This window comes from Streptomyces sp. GS7, from assembly GCF_009834125.1.
GTDB lineage: Bacteria > Actinomycetota > Actinomycetes > Streptomycetales > Streptomycetaceae > Streptomyces.
Genome location: NZ_CP047146.1, coordinates 4,825,157 through 4,844,049 on the forward strand (window position 1 = coordinate 4,825,157; position 18,893 = coordinate 4,844,049).

Consider the following 18,893-nt stretch of genomic DNA (forward strand, 5'->3'; position numbering starts at 1 on the left):
ACTTCGCCACGGTCCGCCCGACCGATCACGCCGACATCATCGTGCACAACGACGAGCCCCAGCAGCCCGCTTGGGAAGCCACGGGCCGCTCCGGCCCGTCCCCGCATCCGTGTCAGGCACTCCGCCGCTGATCGCCGGTGGCCGCGCCGAGGCCGCGGTCCAGGACGGTGTCCGGGAGCAGCCTCGACAGCACGGCGGCCGCCCGCGCGTCCGGGCCGACGCAGTAGCGGGTCTGCGGGCGGTGGGCGGTCAGCGCCCGGAAGACGGCGCGTGCGAAGTCCTCCGGGCGCGTGGTGCTGGACCGCGCCCGTTCCTCGTTCCGCCGCAGGAACCGTTCGAACGGCGCCCGGTACTGGTCGGCGATATCGGCGGCGGTCCCGTCGAGCGCCTCCTCACCGGCCTGCCGCACCTTGTCCCAGATCGGGGTCGCGATGGCGCCCGGCTTCACAACGGAGACGGAGACGCCGAAGGGCCGCAGCTCGCGGCGGAGCACGTCACTCATCCCCTCCTTCGCGAACTGCCCTGCCGCATAGGCGCCGAGGTAGGGGACCGCCAGGCTGCCGAGGCCCGAGGAGACGGTGACGATCCGCCCCCGGCTCCGGCGTAGCTGCGGCAGGAATGCCTGGGTGGTGGCTACCGTTCCGACGACGTTGGTGTCCAGCTGCTGCCGGAGCCGCTCGGGCGGCACGCACTCCAGCGGCGCCGCGAGACAGGTACCGGCGTTGTTGAGCAGCCCCCACACGCCCTGCTCCCCCATGATGCCGGCGACCTCGGCGGCCGCGGCCCGGAGGGATTCCTCGTCTGTCACGTCCATCAGGACCGGCCGCAGCCGCGCGGGGTGAGCCGCGGCGCGCAGCCGCTCACCGTCCGCCGCCGCGCGCACTCCGGCGAAGACGCGGAAGCCGCGCCGCGCCAGTTGGAGCGCGCATTCCTGTCCGAGTCCGGTGGAGGCGCCGGTGATGACGACGGCACGTCCGGCAGGTGGCAGGGGTGTGGGTCGGCGGTTGAACAAGGAGGAGCTCCTGTGGGTGGTGGGTACGGGGGGCAGCGGCCGGTCAGCCGGTGGCCGGGGAGGCGTCGGAAGCGGCCGAGACGGCGGTCAGCAGGGTGCGTACGGACGCGTCGGCGAGGTGGCGGGCGCGTGGGGCCGGCACGATGCCCTCGACGTAGCTGAAGTTCCAGGCGAGGTGGCCGTGGCTGGTGAGGGCGGTGGCCACGACTGCCCCGGTTACCGAGATGCCCGCGACGAGCTGGGTACCGGAAAGGCGCCAGGGGCCTATCCGGTCAGGGACGTCGGAACGGCCGAGGTTGGAAAGGCACAGGTTGAGCGGCCCCTGTTCGTCCAGGTGGCGCATGAACGTCCCGGCGTCGGCGGGCGTGGTGGGCCCCGCTCGGTCCAGCAGGTTGACCAGGGACAGGTGTTCCCCGCGCGCCCGGCGGTGTGCCAGGTCCTGGCTGATGGCACGGGCCATGGGCCACAGCGGTGCACCGGGCTGGTACAGGACGCGGGAGGGAAGGGTGGCCGCGTAGGTGCCGGCCTCGTCGGAGGAGACGGCGGGGTCCAGTTCGGCGCGGAAGTCGAGCGGGGAGCCGATCGCGAAGTGGGCGGGGTCCGACGTGCCCGCCTCCTGGGCGACGGCGGTCACCATGGCGGCGGCGAGTGCTCCGTGCACCGTGGCCCCGTGCCGGGTGCAGGCGCCGACGAGCAGCTCCACTTCTCCGGCGGCCAGGGACCGGTGCACCATCCGGGTACGCCGCTGGTGGAAGGGGACCGGACTGCTGGGGAGGAGACGGCGCGGCCGCAGCCGGGCGGCTTCCTCCTCGTCGCGCGCCAGCAGGGCGGTGAGACCGGCAGCACCCGCCTCGCCCCGGTGCTCGTCCGGGAGCAGGTCCTCCGCCGCGGGCAGCGCCCTGCGCGAGGTACGTGACGGCTGCTCACCGCGGGTGAGTTCGGCGGCGATGTCGATCCACTGCCGGAGCAGGGACAGTCCCGTCTTGCCGTCGGCTATGCAGTGCGTCGCGGTGAGCAGCAGGTCGTGGACGTCCTGTTCGCGCTGGGCGCTCTCCTGTGTGATCACCACGGCCCGTAGCAGCGGCCCGGCGTGCCAGTCGACGCCCTCGGCGAGTTCGTGCTCGTCGACCTCGTGCTCCCATCGCGTGTCGGCCTCGGGGTCGGTGGCCGGCACCCGGATGTGCCGCAGCGGGATCGGCCGCCCGCCCACCGGGCGGAACCTGGGGGCCGCTCCGTTCTCGTCGCTGCTGATCGCGGTGCGCAGCAAGGGGTGCCGGGACTGGAGGACGTCCAGGGCTTGGCGCAGCAGCGACATGTCCAGGCGGCCGTGGAGCCGGGTCCGGATGACACCGTTGAGTGGTGTGGTGCGGTCCGCGATCCAGTACCAGCGTTCCAGGGGGCTGAGGTTGCGCCGGATCCGGGGCTGGGGTTCGGGGACGCCCGGGAAGGTGAGGGCTTGTGCGTTCTGGCGGGCGAGTTCCTGTCGGGGCGTCAGCCGGAAGTGGTCGTCGCGGGCCTGTATCCGTTCGGGGGTGTCGGCCTGTTCGAGGTCGCTCATGGACCGGGATGCGGCGACCATGGCCCGGGTCCGGTCACGGCGCCGGTCTTCGTATGTCCGCAGGGCGAGCGGCAGGTCGTCGCGCGCCCCGGGCTCGGCCAGGGTGTGCGCCAGGACCACTGCGTCCTCGATCGCCATGGCCGAGCCCTGGCCCAGGGTGGTCAGCATGGGGTGCGCGGCGTCGCCGAGCAGGGTGACCGGTCCTTCTCCCCACCGTTCCAGGAAGGCGCGGTCGCGGGAGGGCACGGCGAGGATGTCCGCGGGCGGGGTGGCGTCGATCACCGCCCGCACCTCGTCGGCCCAGCCTGCGTAGGCCCGGGCGATCTCGTCCTTGGTGCCGTCCCAGGCGTGCGAGCGGGCGGCCGGCATGTTCTTGGTGCCCCACCAGTAGAAGCGGCCGTGGCCGATGTCGACGAGGCCGAAGCGCTGCCCGCTGCCCCAGTAGTGGCGCACGCTTCCGGGGGCGATGCCGGGGAGGCGGATCGGGACGATGCCGAGCCAGCAGACGTAACCGCTGTCCGCGGAGTCCTCCGGCCCGACGAGTCGGCTGCGCACGGCCGAGTGGAACCCGTCGGCACCGATCAGCAGGTCGCCGTGTGCCGAACGTCCGTCCTCGAAGCGGACGTGGACACCGGTGGCGTCGGTGTCGAAGTCGGTCGCGGTGGCGCCCAGGTGGATCGGGCAGTCCGCGACGGCGTCCAGCAGGGCCTCTTGGAGGTCGGCGCGGCTCAGGCAGACGCTGGGCGCGCCGAGCTGCCGGCAGACTTCCTTGAAGGGCAGGTCCCTGATCTGTCGGCCGCGGTGGTCCATGATCGTGAAGGACTCCACGACCTGGCCGCGCTTGTCCAGGCCGAGGTCGATGTCCAGGGTGGCGAGTGCGGTGACGGCGTTGCTCATGACCGACAGGCCGGAGCCTGCGGTCCGCAGCTCGGTGGCGCGCTCGTACACCGTCACGTCGATGCCGACCTTGCGGAGGGCGAGGGCGCAGGTCAGTCCGCCGATTCCGGCTCCGACGACGATTGCCTTCAAGGGTCGATTGCTTGACATGGCGTCAGTTCTCCTCGGGGGTTCCGGCCGGGCAGGCGCCGATGAGGTCGGCGACGGTACGGGCGACGTGCTCCACGTACGGTTCTTCCATGATCGAGAGGTGGTCACCGGGCACCGGGACGACCTGGAGCGGGCCGTCGGTCATGTCGCTCCAGCCGTTGGTCCGGTCCTCGTGGCGGCTTCCGGCCGCGCCGTGCATCGCGGCGAGGACGTCCGGCAGTGGTTCCTCGGCGCGGATCAGAGTGAGGCCCAGGTCCCCGGCTTCGGGCCGGTAGTCCAGTGCGGCTTGCCAGTTCGCCCGGTAGACGCGGAAGAGCCGGCGTATCAGGGCCCCTGAACTGCCGGCGGGCAGCACGCCCGCTTCGGTCGCGAGTCGGGCGATGAAGTCGAACTTCTCCTCCAGTGTGGTCAGTTCGTCCGGTATGCACTCCGTCGGCGCGTCGCCGCCGCGTTCCAGCCAGAGCAGTTCCCAGAAGAACCATCCCAACAGCGCCTCGTCGTCGTGGCGGGGGCGCTGCCCCTGGCTGAGCGCGGTGGTGTCCAGGAGCAGCGGATGGGTCACTTCCTCGCCCGCCGCCCGCAGCCGGCGGGCCATCTCGAAGGCGACGAAGCCGCCGAAGGACCACCCGCCGAGGGTGTACGGACCGTGCGGCTGCACTGTCCGCAGCGCGGCGAGGTAGCTGTCCGCGAGCTCCTCGACGGTGCGCAGCGGCGTGGTGCCGGGGTCCGCCCCGGCCGCCTGGAGCGCGTACAGCGGCTGGCCGTCGGGGAGGTGACGGGCGAAGCGTACGTAGCACAGCACATTGCCGCCCATGGGGTGGACCATGAACAGCGGCGGGCGGGTGCCTTCCGGGCGGATCGGCACCAGCGGGTCGTACGCGGCGACCGCGCCGCCCGCGCGCAGTCGCGCCGCGAGCCCTGCCGCCGTGGGGGCCGCGATGAACTCTGACAGCGGGATGTGCACCCCGTAGCGCTGCTCTATCCGAACCACCAGCCGCATGGCGGTGAGCGAGGTACCGCCCAGGTCGAAGAGGCCGTCGTGCACGCCGACTTCGGGGAGGTGCAGGAGGTCCGCCAGCATCTCGGACAGCGCGCGTTCGTAGCCGTCGCGCGGTGCGGCACCGGTGGCTGCGGCGGTGGCGACGAGCGGTGCCCGGCGCAGGGCGGCGTCGTCCCGCTTCCCGCTGGGCGTCAGCGGCAGTTGCGTCACCCACTGCAGGTGGGAGGGCACCATGTGGTCGGGCAGCGTGGTGCGCAGTCGCTCGCGGATGCCGGCCAGGTCCGCGCCGGTGCCCTCGCCCAAGAGGAAGGCCGCGAGGAAGCGGTCGCCGTGCTCGTCGTCCCGGGCCACCACCGCGGCGTCGCGCAGGCCGGGGTAGTGCCCGGAGAGGGTGGTCACGGCCAGCTCCACCTCGGCGAGTTCGATGCGGAAACCGCGCACCTTGACCTGGGTGTCGGCCCGGCCGGCGTACGCGATGGTCCCGTCGGGCAGCACCAGGCCGAGGTCCCCGGTGTCGTAGAGCGAGCGCTCCCCGCCCGCGAAGGGGTGCGGGACGAAGCGCTCCTTGGTGAGGTCCGGGCGGCCCTCGTAGCCGTCGGCCAGGCAGCCGCCGCCGAGGTGGATGGTGCCGCGCACGCCTACGGGTACCGGGCGCATCCGGTCGTCCAGCACGTGGGCCTCGGCGCCGTCGATGGGCCGTCCGATCGGGGGCAGCGTGGGGAACCCGGCCGGGTCCCCGGTCAGGGTGAAGGCGGTGGCGACGTGGGTCTCGGTCGGCCCGTACTGGTTCTCCAGGACGGCCCCCGGCAGCGCGGCGCACAGCCCGCGGATCTCCTGGGTGACGCGCAGCTGTTCGCCGGAGGAGACCAGCACCCGCAGGGCGCGGGGAACGATGCCCAACGCCCCTGAGGTCTCCGCCAGTTGCTGGAGCGCCACGTACGGGAGGAAGACCCTTTCGATGCCCTCGCGGTCGATCGTCCGCAGCAGCTCCGGGATGTCGCGCCGCTCCGAGTCGCCCACCAGGTGCAGTGTGCCGCCGGAGCACAGCGTGGAGAAGATCTCCTGGAAGGAGACGTCGAAACTCAGCGGCGCGTACTGCAGGGTGGCGCAGCCCGGTGCGCCGCTGGTGGCGCGCGTCTGCCAGGCGACCAGGCCGGCCAGCGAACGGTGCGGCATGGCCACGCCCTTGGGCCGGCCGGTGGAGCCGGAGGTGAACAGCACGTAGGCGGTGCTGTCGGCGGGGATCTCCGCCGGCGGCTCCGCCCCGGGCCCCGTGGCCGGTTCGGTCACCGACGCGGCGGGCAGCACGAGAGCGGGGTCGCCGACGAGGTGGGCGTGGGCGGCGTGGGCGATGACACGGAAGGGACGGGCCTGCTCCAGCATCGTGGCGAGCCGCTGGGCGGGGTAGCCGACGTCCAGCGGCAGCACCGCGCACCCTGCCTGCAGGACGCCGAGGAGCACGGCGATGGTCTGCGGTGAGCGGTCCATGGCGAGACCGACGCGGGCCCCCGGCGGGGCGCCGAGGGCGCACAGGCTCCGGGCCACCCGGTCGGCGGTGGCGGCCAGCCGCGCGTAGCTCCACCGCTCCTCCCCCTGCACCAGGGCCGTCGCCGACGGGGTGCGGACGGCCTGGCACGCGAAGCGCTCGACGACGGTGGGACCGGGCGTGACGTCGGCGAGGGCCGGCCGTTCGGCGAGGAAGGCGAAGTCGGGCTCCGCGTATGGCTCCTGCACCATCCTCCGCAGGATCTCCCGGTACGCGTGCGCGAAGAGGCGGGCCTGGTCGGCACCGAACCCGTCGCCGTCGTGGTCGATCCGCAGCCAGACGCGTCCGCCGTCCGGTTCGGTGACCGCGTTCACCAGGAGCCGGAAGTCCGTCTCCTCCCAGGTGCGGAAGTCCCGCAGCCGCATGCCCGGCAGGTGCAGGACCTCGTTCAGCTGGTGGAAGTGCACGTAGTTGAAGGCGGTGTCCAGGACGGGGCCGCCGTGGTCCTCCTGGATGGCGCTCAGCGGATAGCGGCGATGGGGGTGGCAGTCCTGCTCCCGCCGGAAGGCCGTGCGCACCACTTCCACCCAGGCGGCCTGCGCGGTGGCCAGGCGCAACGGCACGGTGTTCAGGAAGAGCCCGGCGGTGTGTTCGGCGCCGGCGAGCTCGGGCCGGCCGTGGGTGACCATTCCGGTGGTCACGTCATCGGTGCCGGCGAACATCCCCAGCGTGAGGCAGTGCGCGGCGAAGAGCACGGACTTGACGGGCAGGCGGTACTCGGAGGCGAACCGCCGTACCTGGGCGACCAGATCGTCCGGCAGGTCGGCGCGGTGCGCGGCCGGCCCGTGACCGGTGCCGAGCAGGTGCGACCGGAAGCCCGGGATCTGCAGGGGTGCGCAGTCGGCCAGCTGCCCCTTCCAGTACTTCCGCGCCTCCGCGGACTCCAGGGCGGCCCGCTCCTCGCGCACGCCGGACGCGGCCGAGGGCGGCTGCGCGCCGTCGACCGGCCCGGTGCCCAGTCCCAGGCGGTACGCGTAGTCCTGGAGGAGGTCCCGCAGGAGGTTCGCCACGCTGCCGCCGTCGAGCAGCGCGTGGTGGAAGCTGAGGACCAGGTCGACGGTGCCGGACCGGACGTGTGCCCGGAAGAGGTGGAGCGGCGCCCGTGCGACGTCGTAGGCGTGCCAGCGGCGTTCCTCGACGTGCGCGCGGACCTCGACGTCGGCCGCGGCGTCGTCGAGCCCGCGCAGATCGACGACCTCCAGGCCGCCGGGCGCCTGCGGGCGGACGATCTGCAGCGGCTCGGAGAAGCCGGCCAGGTCGAAGGCGGAGCGCAGCACCGGGTGGCGCGCCACCAGCCCGTCGAACGACCGGCGGAACGCCTCCTCGTCCCAGGGCAGTTCGAGGGTGTACTGGAAGACGTCCTTGTAGGTGGCGGAGTCCTCGTGCCTGCGGCTGTGGTAGAGCAGGCCGAGCTGGAGCCGGGTGAGCGGCCAGGCGTCCTCGGCGCCTGCCAGCCCGGCCCGGTCCACACCGGACACCAGGGCGAACGGGGTGGGGGCGCCGCCGCTCGGGGGCGCCGTCAGGGGTTCGACGCAGGTGGCCAGCCCGGCGACCGTCGGGTTGCGGAGCAGGTCGGTGAGGGAGAACCGCAGACCTCGTGCCTCGGCCTCGGCGCGCACCGTGAGCATGAGGATCGAGTCGCCGCCGAGCGTGAAGTAGTCATCGTGGACGCCGACGGTCTCCCGGCCCAGCACCCTGGCCCAGATCTCGGCCAGGACGGACTCGGTGCGGTTGCGCGGCCGTTGGCCGGGGGCCCGGTGCGCGGTGTCCTGGAGCGGGGGCAGGGCGCGGCGGTCGGCCTTCCCGTTGGGGGTCAGCGGAACGGCGTCGATCCGTACGTAGTGGGCCGGGACCATGAATGCCGGCAGTGTCCGGGCGAGCAGTTCGCGCAGCCGCGCGGGGTCGACGGTCGCATCGGCGACGTAGTAGCCGACGAGTTGGGTGCCACGGGCGCCGGTGGTGTGATCGATGACCAGGGCGTCCCGGACGCCGGGGACCGCGCGCAGGGCGCCCGCCACCTCGCCGAGCTCCACGCGGTTGCCGCGGATCTTGACCTGGTCGTCGATCCGCCCGAGGTACTCCAGGGTGCCGTCCGCCAGCCATCGGGCGAGGTCACCGGTGCGGTAGAGCCGGCTTCCCGGTACGAAGGGATCGGGGACGAACTTCTCGGCTGTCAGTTCCGGGCGGTCCAGGTAGCCGCGGGCGACACCGACACCGCCGATGCACAACTCACCGGCGACACCCACCGGCTGCGGAAGGTCGTCGGGGCCGAGGACGTACAGCCGGGTGTTGTCGATCGGGCGGCCGATCGGGACCCGTGCGACGCTCCGGGTGGGGTCGCCCGGGCAGTCGTAGTACGTGACGTCGACGGTGGCCTCGGTCGGCCCGTAGAGGTTCACCATCCGCACGGTGGGCATGGCACCGGATGTGCCGAAGACCTGGTTGAACTGCTCGACCCGCGCCGGCGGCAGTGCCTCGCCGCTGCAGAAGACGTACCGCAGGGAGCGTAAGTCCTCCCGGGCCTCGGGGGACGCCTGGAGCAGGTCGAGGAAGGGGCCGAGCATCGAGGGCACGAAGTGCACGACGCTGACCCGCCGTTCCCGGACGGTCCGCAGGATCTCCCGCGGATCCTGCTGACCGCCGGGCGGCAGCAGGGCCACCGCGGCGCCCTCGGCTGCCCACCAGAACAGCTCCCACACCGAGACGTCGAAGGAGACCGGCGTCTTCTGCAGCAGGATGTCGCCGTCACCGAGTGGATGGCGGCGCTGCATCCAGGCCAGGCGGTTGACCACGCTGTGGTGCTCCACCATCACGCCCTTGGGCCGGCCGGTGGAGCCGGAGGTGTAGATGACGTAGGCCAGATCGCGGGGGCCGGCACACGGAGCGAGCGGTGCGCCACTGTGGTGCAGCAGCTCCTCGACGTGCCGCACCGTCGTCCCTTCGGCCACCTCGGGCAGTGGGCCGTCGCCGTCGACGATCACCACTTTGGCGCGGCTGTCCGCCAGCAGGAACCGCACGCGTTCGGCCGGGTAGCCACGGTCCACCGGAACATAGGCGCCCCCGGACTTCAGGGTGCCGAGGAGAGCCACCAGCAGCTGCGGGCTTCGCTCCATCATCACCGCGACCCGGTCGTCCGACCCGACGCCCTGCGCGCGCAGCGCCCGGGCGACCCGGTTGGCCCGCTCGTCCAGTTCGGCGTAGCTGAGAGTCTCGCCGGTGGCGCCGACGACGGCGGTTCGGTCGGGATGGCGGGCGGCCTGCTCCTCGAACAGGCCGTGGAGTGTGGCCCGGTCCGCGTAGGGCACCTGAGGACCGTGGCTGCGCACCGCGGTGAGGTCCTCGTGCTCGGCGGGCGGCAGCATCGGGACGGTCGACGCGGGCCGGTCCAGCGCGTCCACACCGTGTGAGATCAGCGTCCTCAAGTGGCCGGCGACCGCGGTGATGGGCAGGTCCCCGTCGAAGACGTCGAGGGCGTAGTCCAGGTCGACGCGGAGGTCGGCGGTGTCGTCGAAGGCGGACACCACCACGCCCAGGGCGTCCTGTTCGTGCGAGGGGGCCGCCATGGCCGTTTGCCGTTCGACTCCGGGTATCGGTGCCGGCCGCGACCAGTGCAGGTAGGACAGCGTCACGTCGAAGAGTTGGCGGGGGCCCTCGGCCGGTGCGGGCAGTTCGCGCAGGACGTCGCCCAGCGACAGCCGCTCGTGGCGCTGCAGTGCGCGGGTCGCGGCCTGGGTCTCGGCGACCAACTCCCGCACGGTCCGCCCGCACGATGCGGCGACCCGCAGAGGCAGGGTGTTGGCGAACTGGCCGAGCACGTCGCGGTGGTGTTCGCCGGGCCGGTTGAGGAACGGGACGCCGAGCACCACCTCCTCACTGCGGTGCAGCCGCGTCAGCCAGGTGCCGAACATGGCGGCGAGGTAGGCGAACGGCGAGAGGCCGGCGGCGCGGACGCGGTCGGCGACCCGGCGGTCGACGGCGAACGAGTGCCGGCCGCGCCCGCTGCCGCCCACTGTGCGGGTGAAGAGCACGGGTGCCACGCCGGCGAGGGCCTCCCGGTGGAAGGCCCGGTCGGCCTCGCCCGCGGCACCGGCCCGGTAGGCGGCCTCCTCGTCGACGAACGCCAGGTAGGAGGGCGGCTCATGACGGCCGCCGGGCTGCGGGTCGGCGGCCGCGGCCCGCGCGTAGTCCTCAAGGATCTCGTGGCTCAACCGGTTGATGGTCCAGCCATCGGCGACGATGTGGTGTGCCTTGATGTGCAGGTGCGCGGTGTCCGGCCCCTCCCGGAGCAGCGTGGCTTCGACCAGGGGGCCGCCGTCCGTCAGCGACAGCGCGGTCCCCATCGAGCGCCGCATCCACGCGGCACAGGCTCCGTTCGGTACGGGCTGCCCGGCCAGGTCGACCCTGCCGACCCGGATGCCTTCACCCGCCACCCACTGGAAAGGTGTCCCCGCGTCGTCCTCGCCGAAGCGCAGCCGGAAGGTCTCGTGGCGGTGCAGTGCGCTCGCGACGCAGTCGGCGAGCGCATCGAGGTCGACATCGCCTCTCAGCCGTTCGTGGAGGACGCAGTTGAACTGCGGTGACCCCGGAGCTTGAGCCGCGGCCGCCCAGATGTCCTGTTGATAGGCCGTCAGCGGGCGCGGTGCGCCGTCGTCCGCCTGCGCCTGGGTTTCACGGGTGGCTGCTCCGGCAGCCGCGGTCCTCGTCATGATCAACATCATGCCTACCCGCGAGTAGGCCCTTACGGCAGCAGGCGAAGTCAGACGAAATCGCGCCAAGACCGCACCCGTCCATCCCCCGCACATACCAGAGCCGGGAATGCGGCGGTGCAACAGGAGTGATCCCTTCCACCCGCCGGTTGAGATCGGCCCACTCGGCTCGCCGGCCGCATCGGCCGGAAGTTGTCCGAATCCGAGGGGGAAGCACACAGACCGGTGACATGGTGGAAAAAGGCGCCTTGCTACCGGCACCGCCGCACCTCACCGAACGAGCCCAACCTCGGGCGCCGATGCGTGGCCAGCCGGATACCGCGCCTCGTGTGCCACGGACCGGTCCCCAGCGGATCCGAGGCAGCTCACCGCCGGCTCCCGATCCCCGCGCTTCGGGACCTGAGCGGCAATCGAACGGCCCGTGGCGCCATCGTGCCGTCGGGGCTCGGTCACGGCCCTCATTGGGTGAAGTACAGAGCCCGGTGCCGCGGGTCGGCGGAACAGACGTAGATCCCGGCGTCCGCGACATCGTCGACGCGGAAACCGGTTGCCTCCCGGGCGAGCGTGCACTCCTCCGTCCCCCACACCACATGCCGTCCCGTCACGGTGCACAGGTACGTATGCGGGTTCTCCGACACGAGCGGCAGGTCCTCGTAGGAGTCCACCTGGAGCAGGAGGACGAGAGGCGCGCCGCACTCGGGGCAGTCCAGGCTCTCGGGCATGTCGCTGGAGGCCCAGGACTTGCTGCCGCCGACCTTCCAGCCGCCGGTGACACTCTCCTGCCAGTAGAGGTCGTTGAGCTCCTCCGAGTTCTCCAGCTGCTTGCGTAGCCCGGCGGGCAGTTCCTCCCGCCAGGGGTACTCGACGACCAGCTCGGGATGCACGGTGCACGGCCGGGGGACCTCGTCCCACTCAGCGTCCCAGTGCTCCCATGGGTCAGGCTGCGCCCCCGGCCCGTGCACGACCTCGCCGGAGCGCCGCCAGATGACGCGGCAGTGCTTGCCCGTGAACTGCGGTTCTGGCAGGGCGTGCGTGTCGGGACACCACACGATCTGCACCAGGTCGGTGTCCTCGGGAAAGGCGATCTCGGGGACGTCGGTGGCGTACAACTGGGCCACGGACACCATAGGCGCCGATCGTCCGCTTCCGTGGTCCGCGTCCGCGCAGTGCGGCCAGGGCTCACCCAACGGCCAGAGCATCGGCCCGCCGACATGGCTGTCCCGGATGCCGGGCTCGCCGCGGCGCGGGCGGAGCCCGACGACCGTGCGGGCGAGCGAGGCCAGTCCAGGCATGGCGGCCAGAAGACGGGCCAGGTCGTCCTCGCCCTCGTCGGGAGTCTGCGTGGTGCCGGTCACGCCTGCATTCTTGCAGGCACCTCTGACATGGACACGGATCAAACCCAACGGATCAAACCCATATGAGCCCGAAGCCCGGGTGTCGACGGTCATGACGGTGTGACACAGACGCGGCGCCGCATGGGATCGGGCGCCACCTCCCCCCTCCCCCGGCGGCGTTGAGCCGGACGGGGAACCGCCTGCCCAGGCCCCCGGCGTCGAGGCTCTCGCCCGTAGTGCAGCCCGTGCCCGCAAGGCGCGAGAACGGTCCCGCATGACGGACACGTCAACTCTCCGTCCTGCCATGGGTAATAGGCGTTCCACACGCACCACATCGGCGTCGATGATCAGTACGAGGCGGCCGCGGCCTCAGCGCCGTGACATGTAGAAGCCGAGGGCCTTGTGGAGGATCTTGTTGAGCGGGTAGTCCCACTCGCCGAGGTATTCGACGGCCTCGCCGCCGGTGCCGGCCTTGAACCGGAGCAGTCCCAGCAGGTGGTTGCTCTCCTCCAAGGTGTCGGTGATGCCGCGCAGATCGTAGACGCGCGCCCCGAGTTGGTGGGCGTCGGACATCATCCGCCACTGGATGGCGTTGTTCGGCTGGACCTCACGCTTGCGGATGGTCGAGGCGCCGTAGGAGTACCAGACGTGGTCGCCGACGGTCAGCATCGTGGCCGCCGCGAGCGCCTCGCCCTCGTGGTGGGCGAGATAGAGGCGCATGCGATCCGGGTCCTCGGCCCTCAGCGCGGTCCACATCCGCTGGAAGTAGGACAGCGGGCGCGCGATGAACCGGTCCCGCTCAGCGGTCTCGACATAGAGCTTGTAGAAGTCGGGCAAGTCCTCGTAGCTGCCCTGGAGAACCTTGACGCCGGCCTTCTCGGCCTTCTTGATGTTGCGCCGCCACTGCTGGTTGAAACCCCGCTGGACCTCCTCCAACGACCGCCCGGCGAAGGGAACCTGGAACACGTGGCGTGGCTGCCCCGCAGCGAAACCCTCCTCGACGCCCGGCTCGGTCTGCCGCCAGCCCATTCGGCGCAGCCGGTCGGCGATGTCGCAGGCTCCCGGCTCGTGCGCGGTGGCCTCCACATCCCGCAGCCGCCTGGCCTGTGGGGCGGCGATCGCGGCCTTGACCGCCTCGGCACTCCAGCGGCGGGCGACGACGGGCGGCCCCATCTTCACCGAGAACGCGCCCCGCTCCTTGAGGTACGCGAGCATCGGCTTCAACCACCGGTCCAGGTCCGGGGCGCCCCAGTCGATGACTGGCCCCTCAGGCAGATAGGCGAGATACCGCTTCAGCTTCGGCAAGGGCCGCATCAGCACCAGCCCGGCCCCGACGAGGCAGCCGTCCTTGTTGAACCAGCCCAAGCTCTCCGCCCGCCAGTCCGGCTTCACGTCCCCCCACGACGGAACCTGCATGTGACTCACCGAGGGCCGGGCGCCGACGAAAGCGAGATGTTCCTCGCGGGTGATCGCCTTCAGGCGACAACTCATATGCGGAACTCCTTTGTTCGACGCGCAAGCCTACTCATGCGTGCCGCGCGTCGAGGCGCTTCGTACCCACGCTGTCGCGGGGTTGGAGCGAGAGCAACGGCGCGAGGTGGTCGATGACGCGATCCGCTGCCGTTTTCGACACTCCGAACAGCGGGGCGAGCTGGCGTAGCGTCAAGTCAGCGCACCTGTACGCCGCGACCAGCAAGGCCGGGTCATCCAAAGAAAGACTCCATGGCCGGTCCTTGCGAACCGCCTCCACGCTCGCGCCGCAGCAGGGTCACCGGCTTCCCGGAACAGCGCGGGCTCAACCCGGTGAACGGGGCCGTCCATGACGACTCCGACGCCTTGATTTCACCAGCCACACCGAAATCATCTCGCCTGCGAGCAGCAGCACGGGACACCCCCTTCGACTTCAACACGGCTCGGACACCGAGACGACGACAGCCATTGCCAGATGGTTCCAGCGGGGGGCAGCCGGGACGGGCCGTGCTCAGCCGCCCGAACCTCCGAGGAGAACCGCGCGTTCCGATCGGAGCCAGGATCGCTCGGCCACCATCTCGGCCACATCGCCGCGGGCGAGAAACGTCACCCATGGCTCGTGGCCTCGCTGGCCGAGCCGTTGGATGCGTTCGGCCTCGCGGGACTGGACGGCATCCAGCGCATCGAGAACTGCTACCGGGCGTGCCCCGTAGGCGGCGCAGAGGGCGTTGAGGCGGCTCCGCAGGGTGTGCTCCCCGGCGATCGGTGCTCTTCGCTGCTGCTCGATGGGACGCAGCGGCACGGCGTACCAGGCGAGCTGCGCGAGGTCGTCGAGGGCATGGCCGGGCGCCGCGAAGTCCCAGTCGATGAAGCCGGCCAGTCGGTCGCCGCTCCAGATGGAGTTCCACGGGCCGAGGTCGCCGTGCCGAATGACCATGCCGGGTCTCCACTCGCTCTCTTGGCCCTGCCATCGGGCGTCGGCCGGCGGCTGGAATTCGCGGACAGCGTCGTGGTAGCCGCGGAGCCAGGCCCCCAGTTCGCTGATTCCGACGGTCGACCGCAGGGTCGACGGCCAGGGTGTGAACGCCGGTTCGCCGTGCAGCAGTGACAGCACCTCATCGGTGCCGTCGGTGCCGAGGACTCGCGGAGCCCGCGTGAAGCCCACCGATTCCAGGTGGGTCAACAAGGCGTGCACCGCAGGTGTCCATTCGCCGACCGGCCGGCGGATCGTCTCGCCGATCCGCCGCACCGTGGTAACGCTGCCTGTATCAGTGGCGCCGTCCTCGATCACCGGGTCAGCGTAGCCCTGCCCCGACGTCAGTGTCCCTGATATCAACTCCAGTACGGTCGGCGCGACGCGCCCAACGCCACCACCAACCAGACCTTCTGGGCTGTGATCTCACCGTGGGTGCTGCCAGTCACGGAGCAGCCTTCGGCAGGGCTTCCTCCAATCCGGGCGAGTTCATGGCGCCGGGTTGTCCGAGCTGGAAGGAGTCCAGCCAGGTGCGGCATCTTCCGGAGTTCGTGGGGTCGTTGCCGCGGGGTTGGGAGGTGAACGACAACCATGCGGAGCCTGCTGAGTACCGCAATGAGCCGCCGGTCCCGGAGCCGCCGGTCCCGGAGCGGACCGGTTTTCGTGGTGGCCCCCATGGCCGCGCCGCTCCCGGTGGCGAGGTGGTCGGTTGGTCCGCTGGGGTCCCGCGGTCGCGGCCGTCCCATGGTCATGACCGTCCCCCGGCACCGAAATCACACACGAGGGAGCAGATACCGCCTCCCCGTCACATGGCCGTCCGGCGGAGCACGGTGTCGATGACGAGGTCGATCTCCCGGGGGCTCGGTGGCTCGCCGGTGAGCAGAAAGGTCTGCAGTATCAGAGCGGGACCGGTGCGGGCGGCCAGTGGGTGCACCGCCTCGGGGCCGAACTCGCCGCTGTGCACGCCCGCGCGCAGGATGGCTTCGATGCGCTCCAGGCGTGGCGTGATGATCCTTTCGGCGAACATGGCACGCAGTTCCGGCTCGTGCAGCATGTCGACGATGAACTCGATGCCTGGCACGAGGGTTCTGCCCGACAGTACGTCGTTGAAGGCGCCCAGCGCGCCGGCGAGGTTGTCCCGGGCGGAGTGCCCCGGGTTCGGTTCGGGCAGCGGGGGCAGGGCGTAGTGCAGGGCGTCCAGAACCAGGGGCTGTTTGCCGGGCCAGCGCCGGTAGAGCGCGGCCTTGCCTGTGCCGGCGCGGGTGGCGATGCCGTCCATGGTGAGTCGGCCGTAGCCGTTCGCGGCCAGCTCGTCGAGCGTCGCGACGTATATCGCGTGCTCCAGTTCCGTACCCCGGCGGCGGCCGGGTGTCGCACTCTCTGCCATGGGTTCGACAGTAGACGCTGGCGTTCCCTTCTGCCTACACTCGCTTTAGTGAACAACCTCGTCTACTAGAAGAGGTGAGGGTTGAATGACCGATCCGCACACCGCTGATGACCGCCAAGGCGGCCAGGAGCCGGCATGGGACTTCGAGGCGATGTACCAGGGGCGTGAGGTCGCCTTCGGAGCGGACGATCGCCGGGCGGACCTGATCCCGTGGCAACTGGACGCCCCCCAGCCGCTGGTCGTCGAGCTGGAGGCGGCGGGCGAAATCACCGGGCCGGTTCTGGAATGCGGCTGCGGTCTTGGGGACAACGCCTTGTTCCTGGCCGGCCGCGGCCATGAGGTGACCGCCTTCGACGCCGCCCCCTCAGCGATCGAGCGCAGCCGGGCCAAGGCGGTCGCCGCCGGCAGTCCGGTGACCTTCATGGTCGCCGACGCGACGGAACTGCACGCCAGTGGTGTCCCTGGTGGCTTCCGCACGGTTGTCGACAGTGCCATGCTGCACTGCCTGGATGCCGATCAACGACGGGCGTACCTGGCTGGACTGCGTCAGGTGTGTGCACCCGGCGCAAGGCTTCATGTCCTGTGCTTCAGCGGCGAGTTGGCCGCTCACCTCCAGATGCCGGCCGCCACGGACGAGCGCAGCCTGCGCGAGGCTCTCCGCGACGACTGGACGATCCGGCGCATGGAGCCCCGCCACTACACCACCGGTTTGACCCACCAGGAATGGCGGAAGTTGGCGCCCGCCGTCCCGGGCGCCTCGGAGCAGGACGACCTCGTGGCCGTCGACGAGAACGACAGGGTTCTCCTGCCGTTCTGGCAGGTCACCGCAGAACTTACGTGATCGACCACGGCCGGGCTCAGGGGGCTTTCCCGGCACGCCCGCGGAAGCCTCCCGGGGGGCAGTCCTCCGCGGCGCCGTCGATGTCCGGGCCGGCTGCCAGCGGATGATCGTGCTGCCCTGCACGCCCAGGCAGCCCGGAAGTCGGTACGCGCGACCGGGCGCTCACCGCCGCGGTGCGGGACGGCCCGGTCGCCACCGGCGGAGGGCGGCCGCCTCGGAGGCGCTTCTCAGGCGGTAGGGTCGGTGACAACTACCGGTTCCTGGGTGGGTGTTGGGGATGCGTACGCCCGTGCGGCGACGTGCCGTTGGAACCCCGAGTCGGTGCGGAGGAGTTCGGCGTACGTTCCGGTGGCGTGAGCCGTTCCGTTGTCGAGCATGACCACGGAGTCCGCCGCCTCGATGGTGGTCATCCGATGGGCGATGACGAGCAGGGCACATTCCTTCCGCAGGTTGTGCAGGGTGACCGTCAGGGCGGCCTCGTTGGCGGGGTCGAGGTGGGCGGTGGGCTCGTCCATCAGCAGCAGTCGGGGACGGGCCAGGATCGCCCGGCCGATCGCGAGCCTCTGCCGTTCGCCGCTCGACAGGTGCGCGCCCCGCTCGCCCACCTCGGTGTCCAGCCCGGCGGAGAGGCTGCGGACCTTCTGGGTGAGGTTGACCAGGTCGAGGATCCGCCACAGGCTGTCGTCGTCGGCGTCCGGGGCGGCGTAGCGGAGGTTCTCCCGCAACGTGCCGTGCAGCATCGGGCAGTCCTGCTCGACCCAGCCGATGTGCGAACGCCATGCGTCGAGGCCCAGATCCGTGGTGGAGCGTCCGTCGATGCGGATGCTGCCGCTCCACGGCTCGTAGAAGCGGTTGATCAACGCGAAGGCCGTGGACTTGCCGGCCCCGGACGGGCCGACCAGGGCGACAAGCGCGTGGGGAGGGACCGTCAGCGACAGTCCCCGGAGCACCGGGGTGTCGGGGACGTACCCGAACCGCAGATCACGGACCTCCAGCGCCGCCGTATCCGCCCCGCGACGGGCCGGTCGCCGTTGCGGTGTGCCGCGGCCCGGCGTGGCGGTGGTGCGCTCTTCGGTGGGGAGCGAGTAGACCTCCTGGATGCGTTCGGTGGCGCCCTTGGCTCTGCTCATCGAGGCGAGGCCCTCGATCAACTCGGTGATGGGTCCGCCGAGTTGATTGGCGTACAGCAGGATCGCCACCAAGGCACCGAGCGAGAGCGCCCCCTGGTCCACGCGGAACGCACCGACCAACAGGACCAGGACGAAGGCGGCGTTGATGGCCATCTGGGCCACGGGGGCGATCGTCGCGGTGAGCCTGGCACTGCGCACCGCGGCCTCGTAGGCGCGGTGGGCCAGCGTGGTGAGGTGGTCGAACTCCCGCTGTTCGGCACGGTTGGCACGGACGGTGCGCAAGCCCGACAGGGCGCGCTCCAGCCCTGCCGAGATCGCTCCGACGGCGGTCTGCAGCCGCATCGACACGCGACCGATGCGCACCGACAGGACCTTGATCACGACGCTGCCGACGAGCAGCACGCTCAGGATGAGCAGCATCAGGACCGGGTCGATCACGAACATGGCACTGACACTGCCCAGCGCGATGCACAGGTTGGTGGCGAGCTGGACGGAGAGATGCGTCAGCGCTTCACGCAGGACGGCCACGTCCGTTGAGGCGCGCGCCATGAGGTCGCCCACGCGCAGGCGGTCGAAGGCATGCATCCGGATCCGCAACAGGTGCGAGAACAGCCTGGTGCGCGTGTCCAGCACGAACCGTTCGCCCGCGCGCTCCAGCAGGAAGGCGGCGCAGGAACCGATCAGTGCCTGGGTCAGCAGCAGCAGGACCAGGGCCGCCACGGGCAGGAACAACGGCCGGCGCGCGGTGAGGGCGTCGACCACCTCCTTGGCGGCCAGGGGCTGGGCGACCCCGACAGCAGCCGCGACCAAGGTGAGGAGCAGGGCGGCGCTCAAGGAGCGGCGCTGCCCCCGGGTCAGCGTCCATAGCTGTCGAAGCATCGCGTACGCC

9 protein-coding genes and 1 pseudogene are annotated in these 18,893 nt (G+C 71.4%); 1 reads left to right on the forward strand and 9 read right to left on the reverse strand.

Features of this window, described 5'->3' with window-relative positions:
• Positions 1-112: 112 nt before the first annotated feature.
• The 8 genes and pseudogenes from GR130_RS21445 to GR130_RS21480 all read right to left on the reverse strand — a co-directional run bounded on the left by GR130_RS21445 (position 113) and on the right by GR130_RS21480 (position 16,033).
• A complete protein-coding gene (locus GR130_RS21445; protein WP_236573321.1) occupies positions 113-1,012 on the reverse strand; it encodes an SDR family oxidoreductase in 900 nt (299 codons plus the stop codon).
• 43 nt (positions 1,013-1,055) lie between these two features.
• Positions 1,056-3,617: an FAD-dependent monooxygenase gene (locus GR130_RS21450; protein ID WP_159506196.1), complete on the reverse strand. Its 2,562-nt coding sequence runs from the start codon at positions 3,615-3,617 to the stop codon at positions 1,056-1,058.
• Between the two features lie 4 nt (positions 3,618-3,621).
• Positions 3,622-10,869 (reverse strand): amino acid adenylation domain-containing protein, encoded by a 7,248-nt coding sequence (locus GR130_RS21455; RefSeq protein WP_159506197.1) that lies wholly within the window; start codon positions 10,867-10,869, stop codon positions 3,622-3,624.
• Between the two features lie 458 nt (positions 10,870-11,327).
• Positions 11,328-12,224 carry a hypothetical protein gene (locus tag GR130_RS21460; protein ID WP_159506198.1) on the reverse strand — a complete coding sequence of 299 codons (897 nt, stop codon included), beginning with the start codon at positions 12,222-12,224 and terminating at the stop codon, positions 11,328-11,330.
• Positions 12,225-12,572: 348 nt separating this feature from the next.
• On the reverse strand, positions 12,573-13,694 hold the full coding sequence (locus GR130_RS21465; protein ID WP_159506199.1) for a lipid II:glycine glycyltransferase FemX: 1,122 nt from the start codon (positions 13,692-13,694) through the stop codon (positions 12,573-12,575).
• Positions 13,695-13,770: 76 nt separating this feature from the next.
• A pseudogene (locus tag GR130_RS21470) lies at positions 13,771-14,056 on the reverse strand (transposase family protein); the annotation flags it as partial.
• A 128-nt stretch (positions 14,057-14,184) separates the two neighbouring features.
• The gene (locus GR130_RS21475; RefSeq protein ID WP_159506200.1) at positions 14,185-14,964 is read right to left on the reverse strand and encodes a phosphotransferase; all 780 of its coding nucleotides are present in this window, start codon (positions 14,962-14,964) and stop codon (positions 14,185-14,187) included.
• Between the two features lie 487 nt (positions 14,965-15,451).
• Positions 15,452-16,033 (reverse strand): TetR/AcrR family transcriptional regulator, encoded by a 582-nt coding sequence (locus tag GR130_RS21480; protein WP_159506201.1) that lies wholly within the window; start codon positions 16,031-16,033, stop codon positions 15,452-15,454.
• Between the two features lie 85 nt (positions 16,034-16,118).
• Between GR130_RS21480 and GR130_RS21485 the strand changes: the two genes are divergently transcribed.
• Positions 16,119-16,874, forward strand: a complete 756-nt coding sequence (locus GR130_RS21485) for a class I SAM-dependent methyltransferase (protein ID WP_159506202.1) — start codon at positions 16,119-16,121, stop codon at positions 16,872-16,874.
• 227 nt (positions 16,875-17,101) lie between these two features.
• Here the strand turns inward: GR130_RS21485 and GR130_RS21490 are convergent, their stop codons facing one another.
• Complete coding sequence (locus GR130_RS21490) at positions 17,102-18,883, reverse strand: ABC transporter ATP-binding protein (protein WP_159506203.1); 1,782 nt, start codon at positions 18,881-18,883, stop codon at positions 17,102-17,104.
• Positions 18,884-18,893: the final 10 nt, after the last annotated feature.

Excerpts from the sequence above, each read along its gene's own strand:
- GR130_RS21485 (WP_159506202.1), top strand. The coding sequence starts at position 16,119 with ATGACCGATCCGCACACCGCTGATGACCGCCAAGGCGGCCAGGAGCCG.
- GR130_RS21480 (WP_159506201.1), bottom strand. The coding sequence starts at position 16,033 with ATGGCAGAGAGTGCGACACCCGGCCGCCGCCGGGGTACGGAACTGGAG.
- GR130_RS21450 (WP_159506196.1), bottom strand. The coding sequence starts at position 3,617 with ATGTCAAGCAATCGACCCTTGAAGGCAATCGTCGTCGGAGCCGGAATC.
- GR130_RS21490 (WP_159506203.1), bottom strand. The coding sequence starts at position 18,883 with ATGCTTCGACAGCTATGGACGCTGACCCGGGGGCAGCGCCGCTCCTTG.
- GR130_RS21455 (WP_159506197.1), bottom strand. The coding sequence starts at position 10,869 with ATGACGAGGACCGCGGCTGCCGGAGCAGCCACCCGTGAAACCCAGGCG.
- GR130_RS21465 (WP_159506199.1), bottom strand. The coding sequence starts at position 13,694 with ATGAGTTGTCGCCTGAAGGCGATCACCCGCGAGGAACATCTCGCTTTC.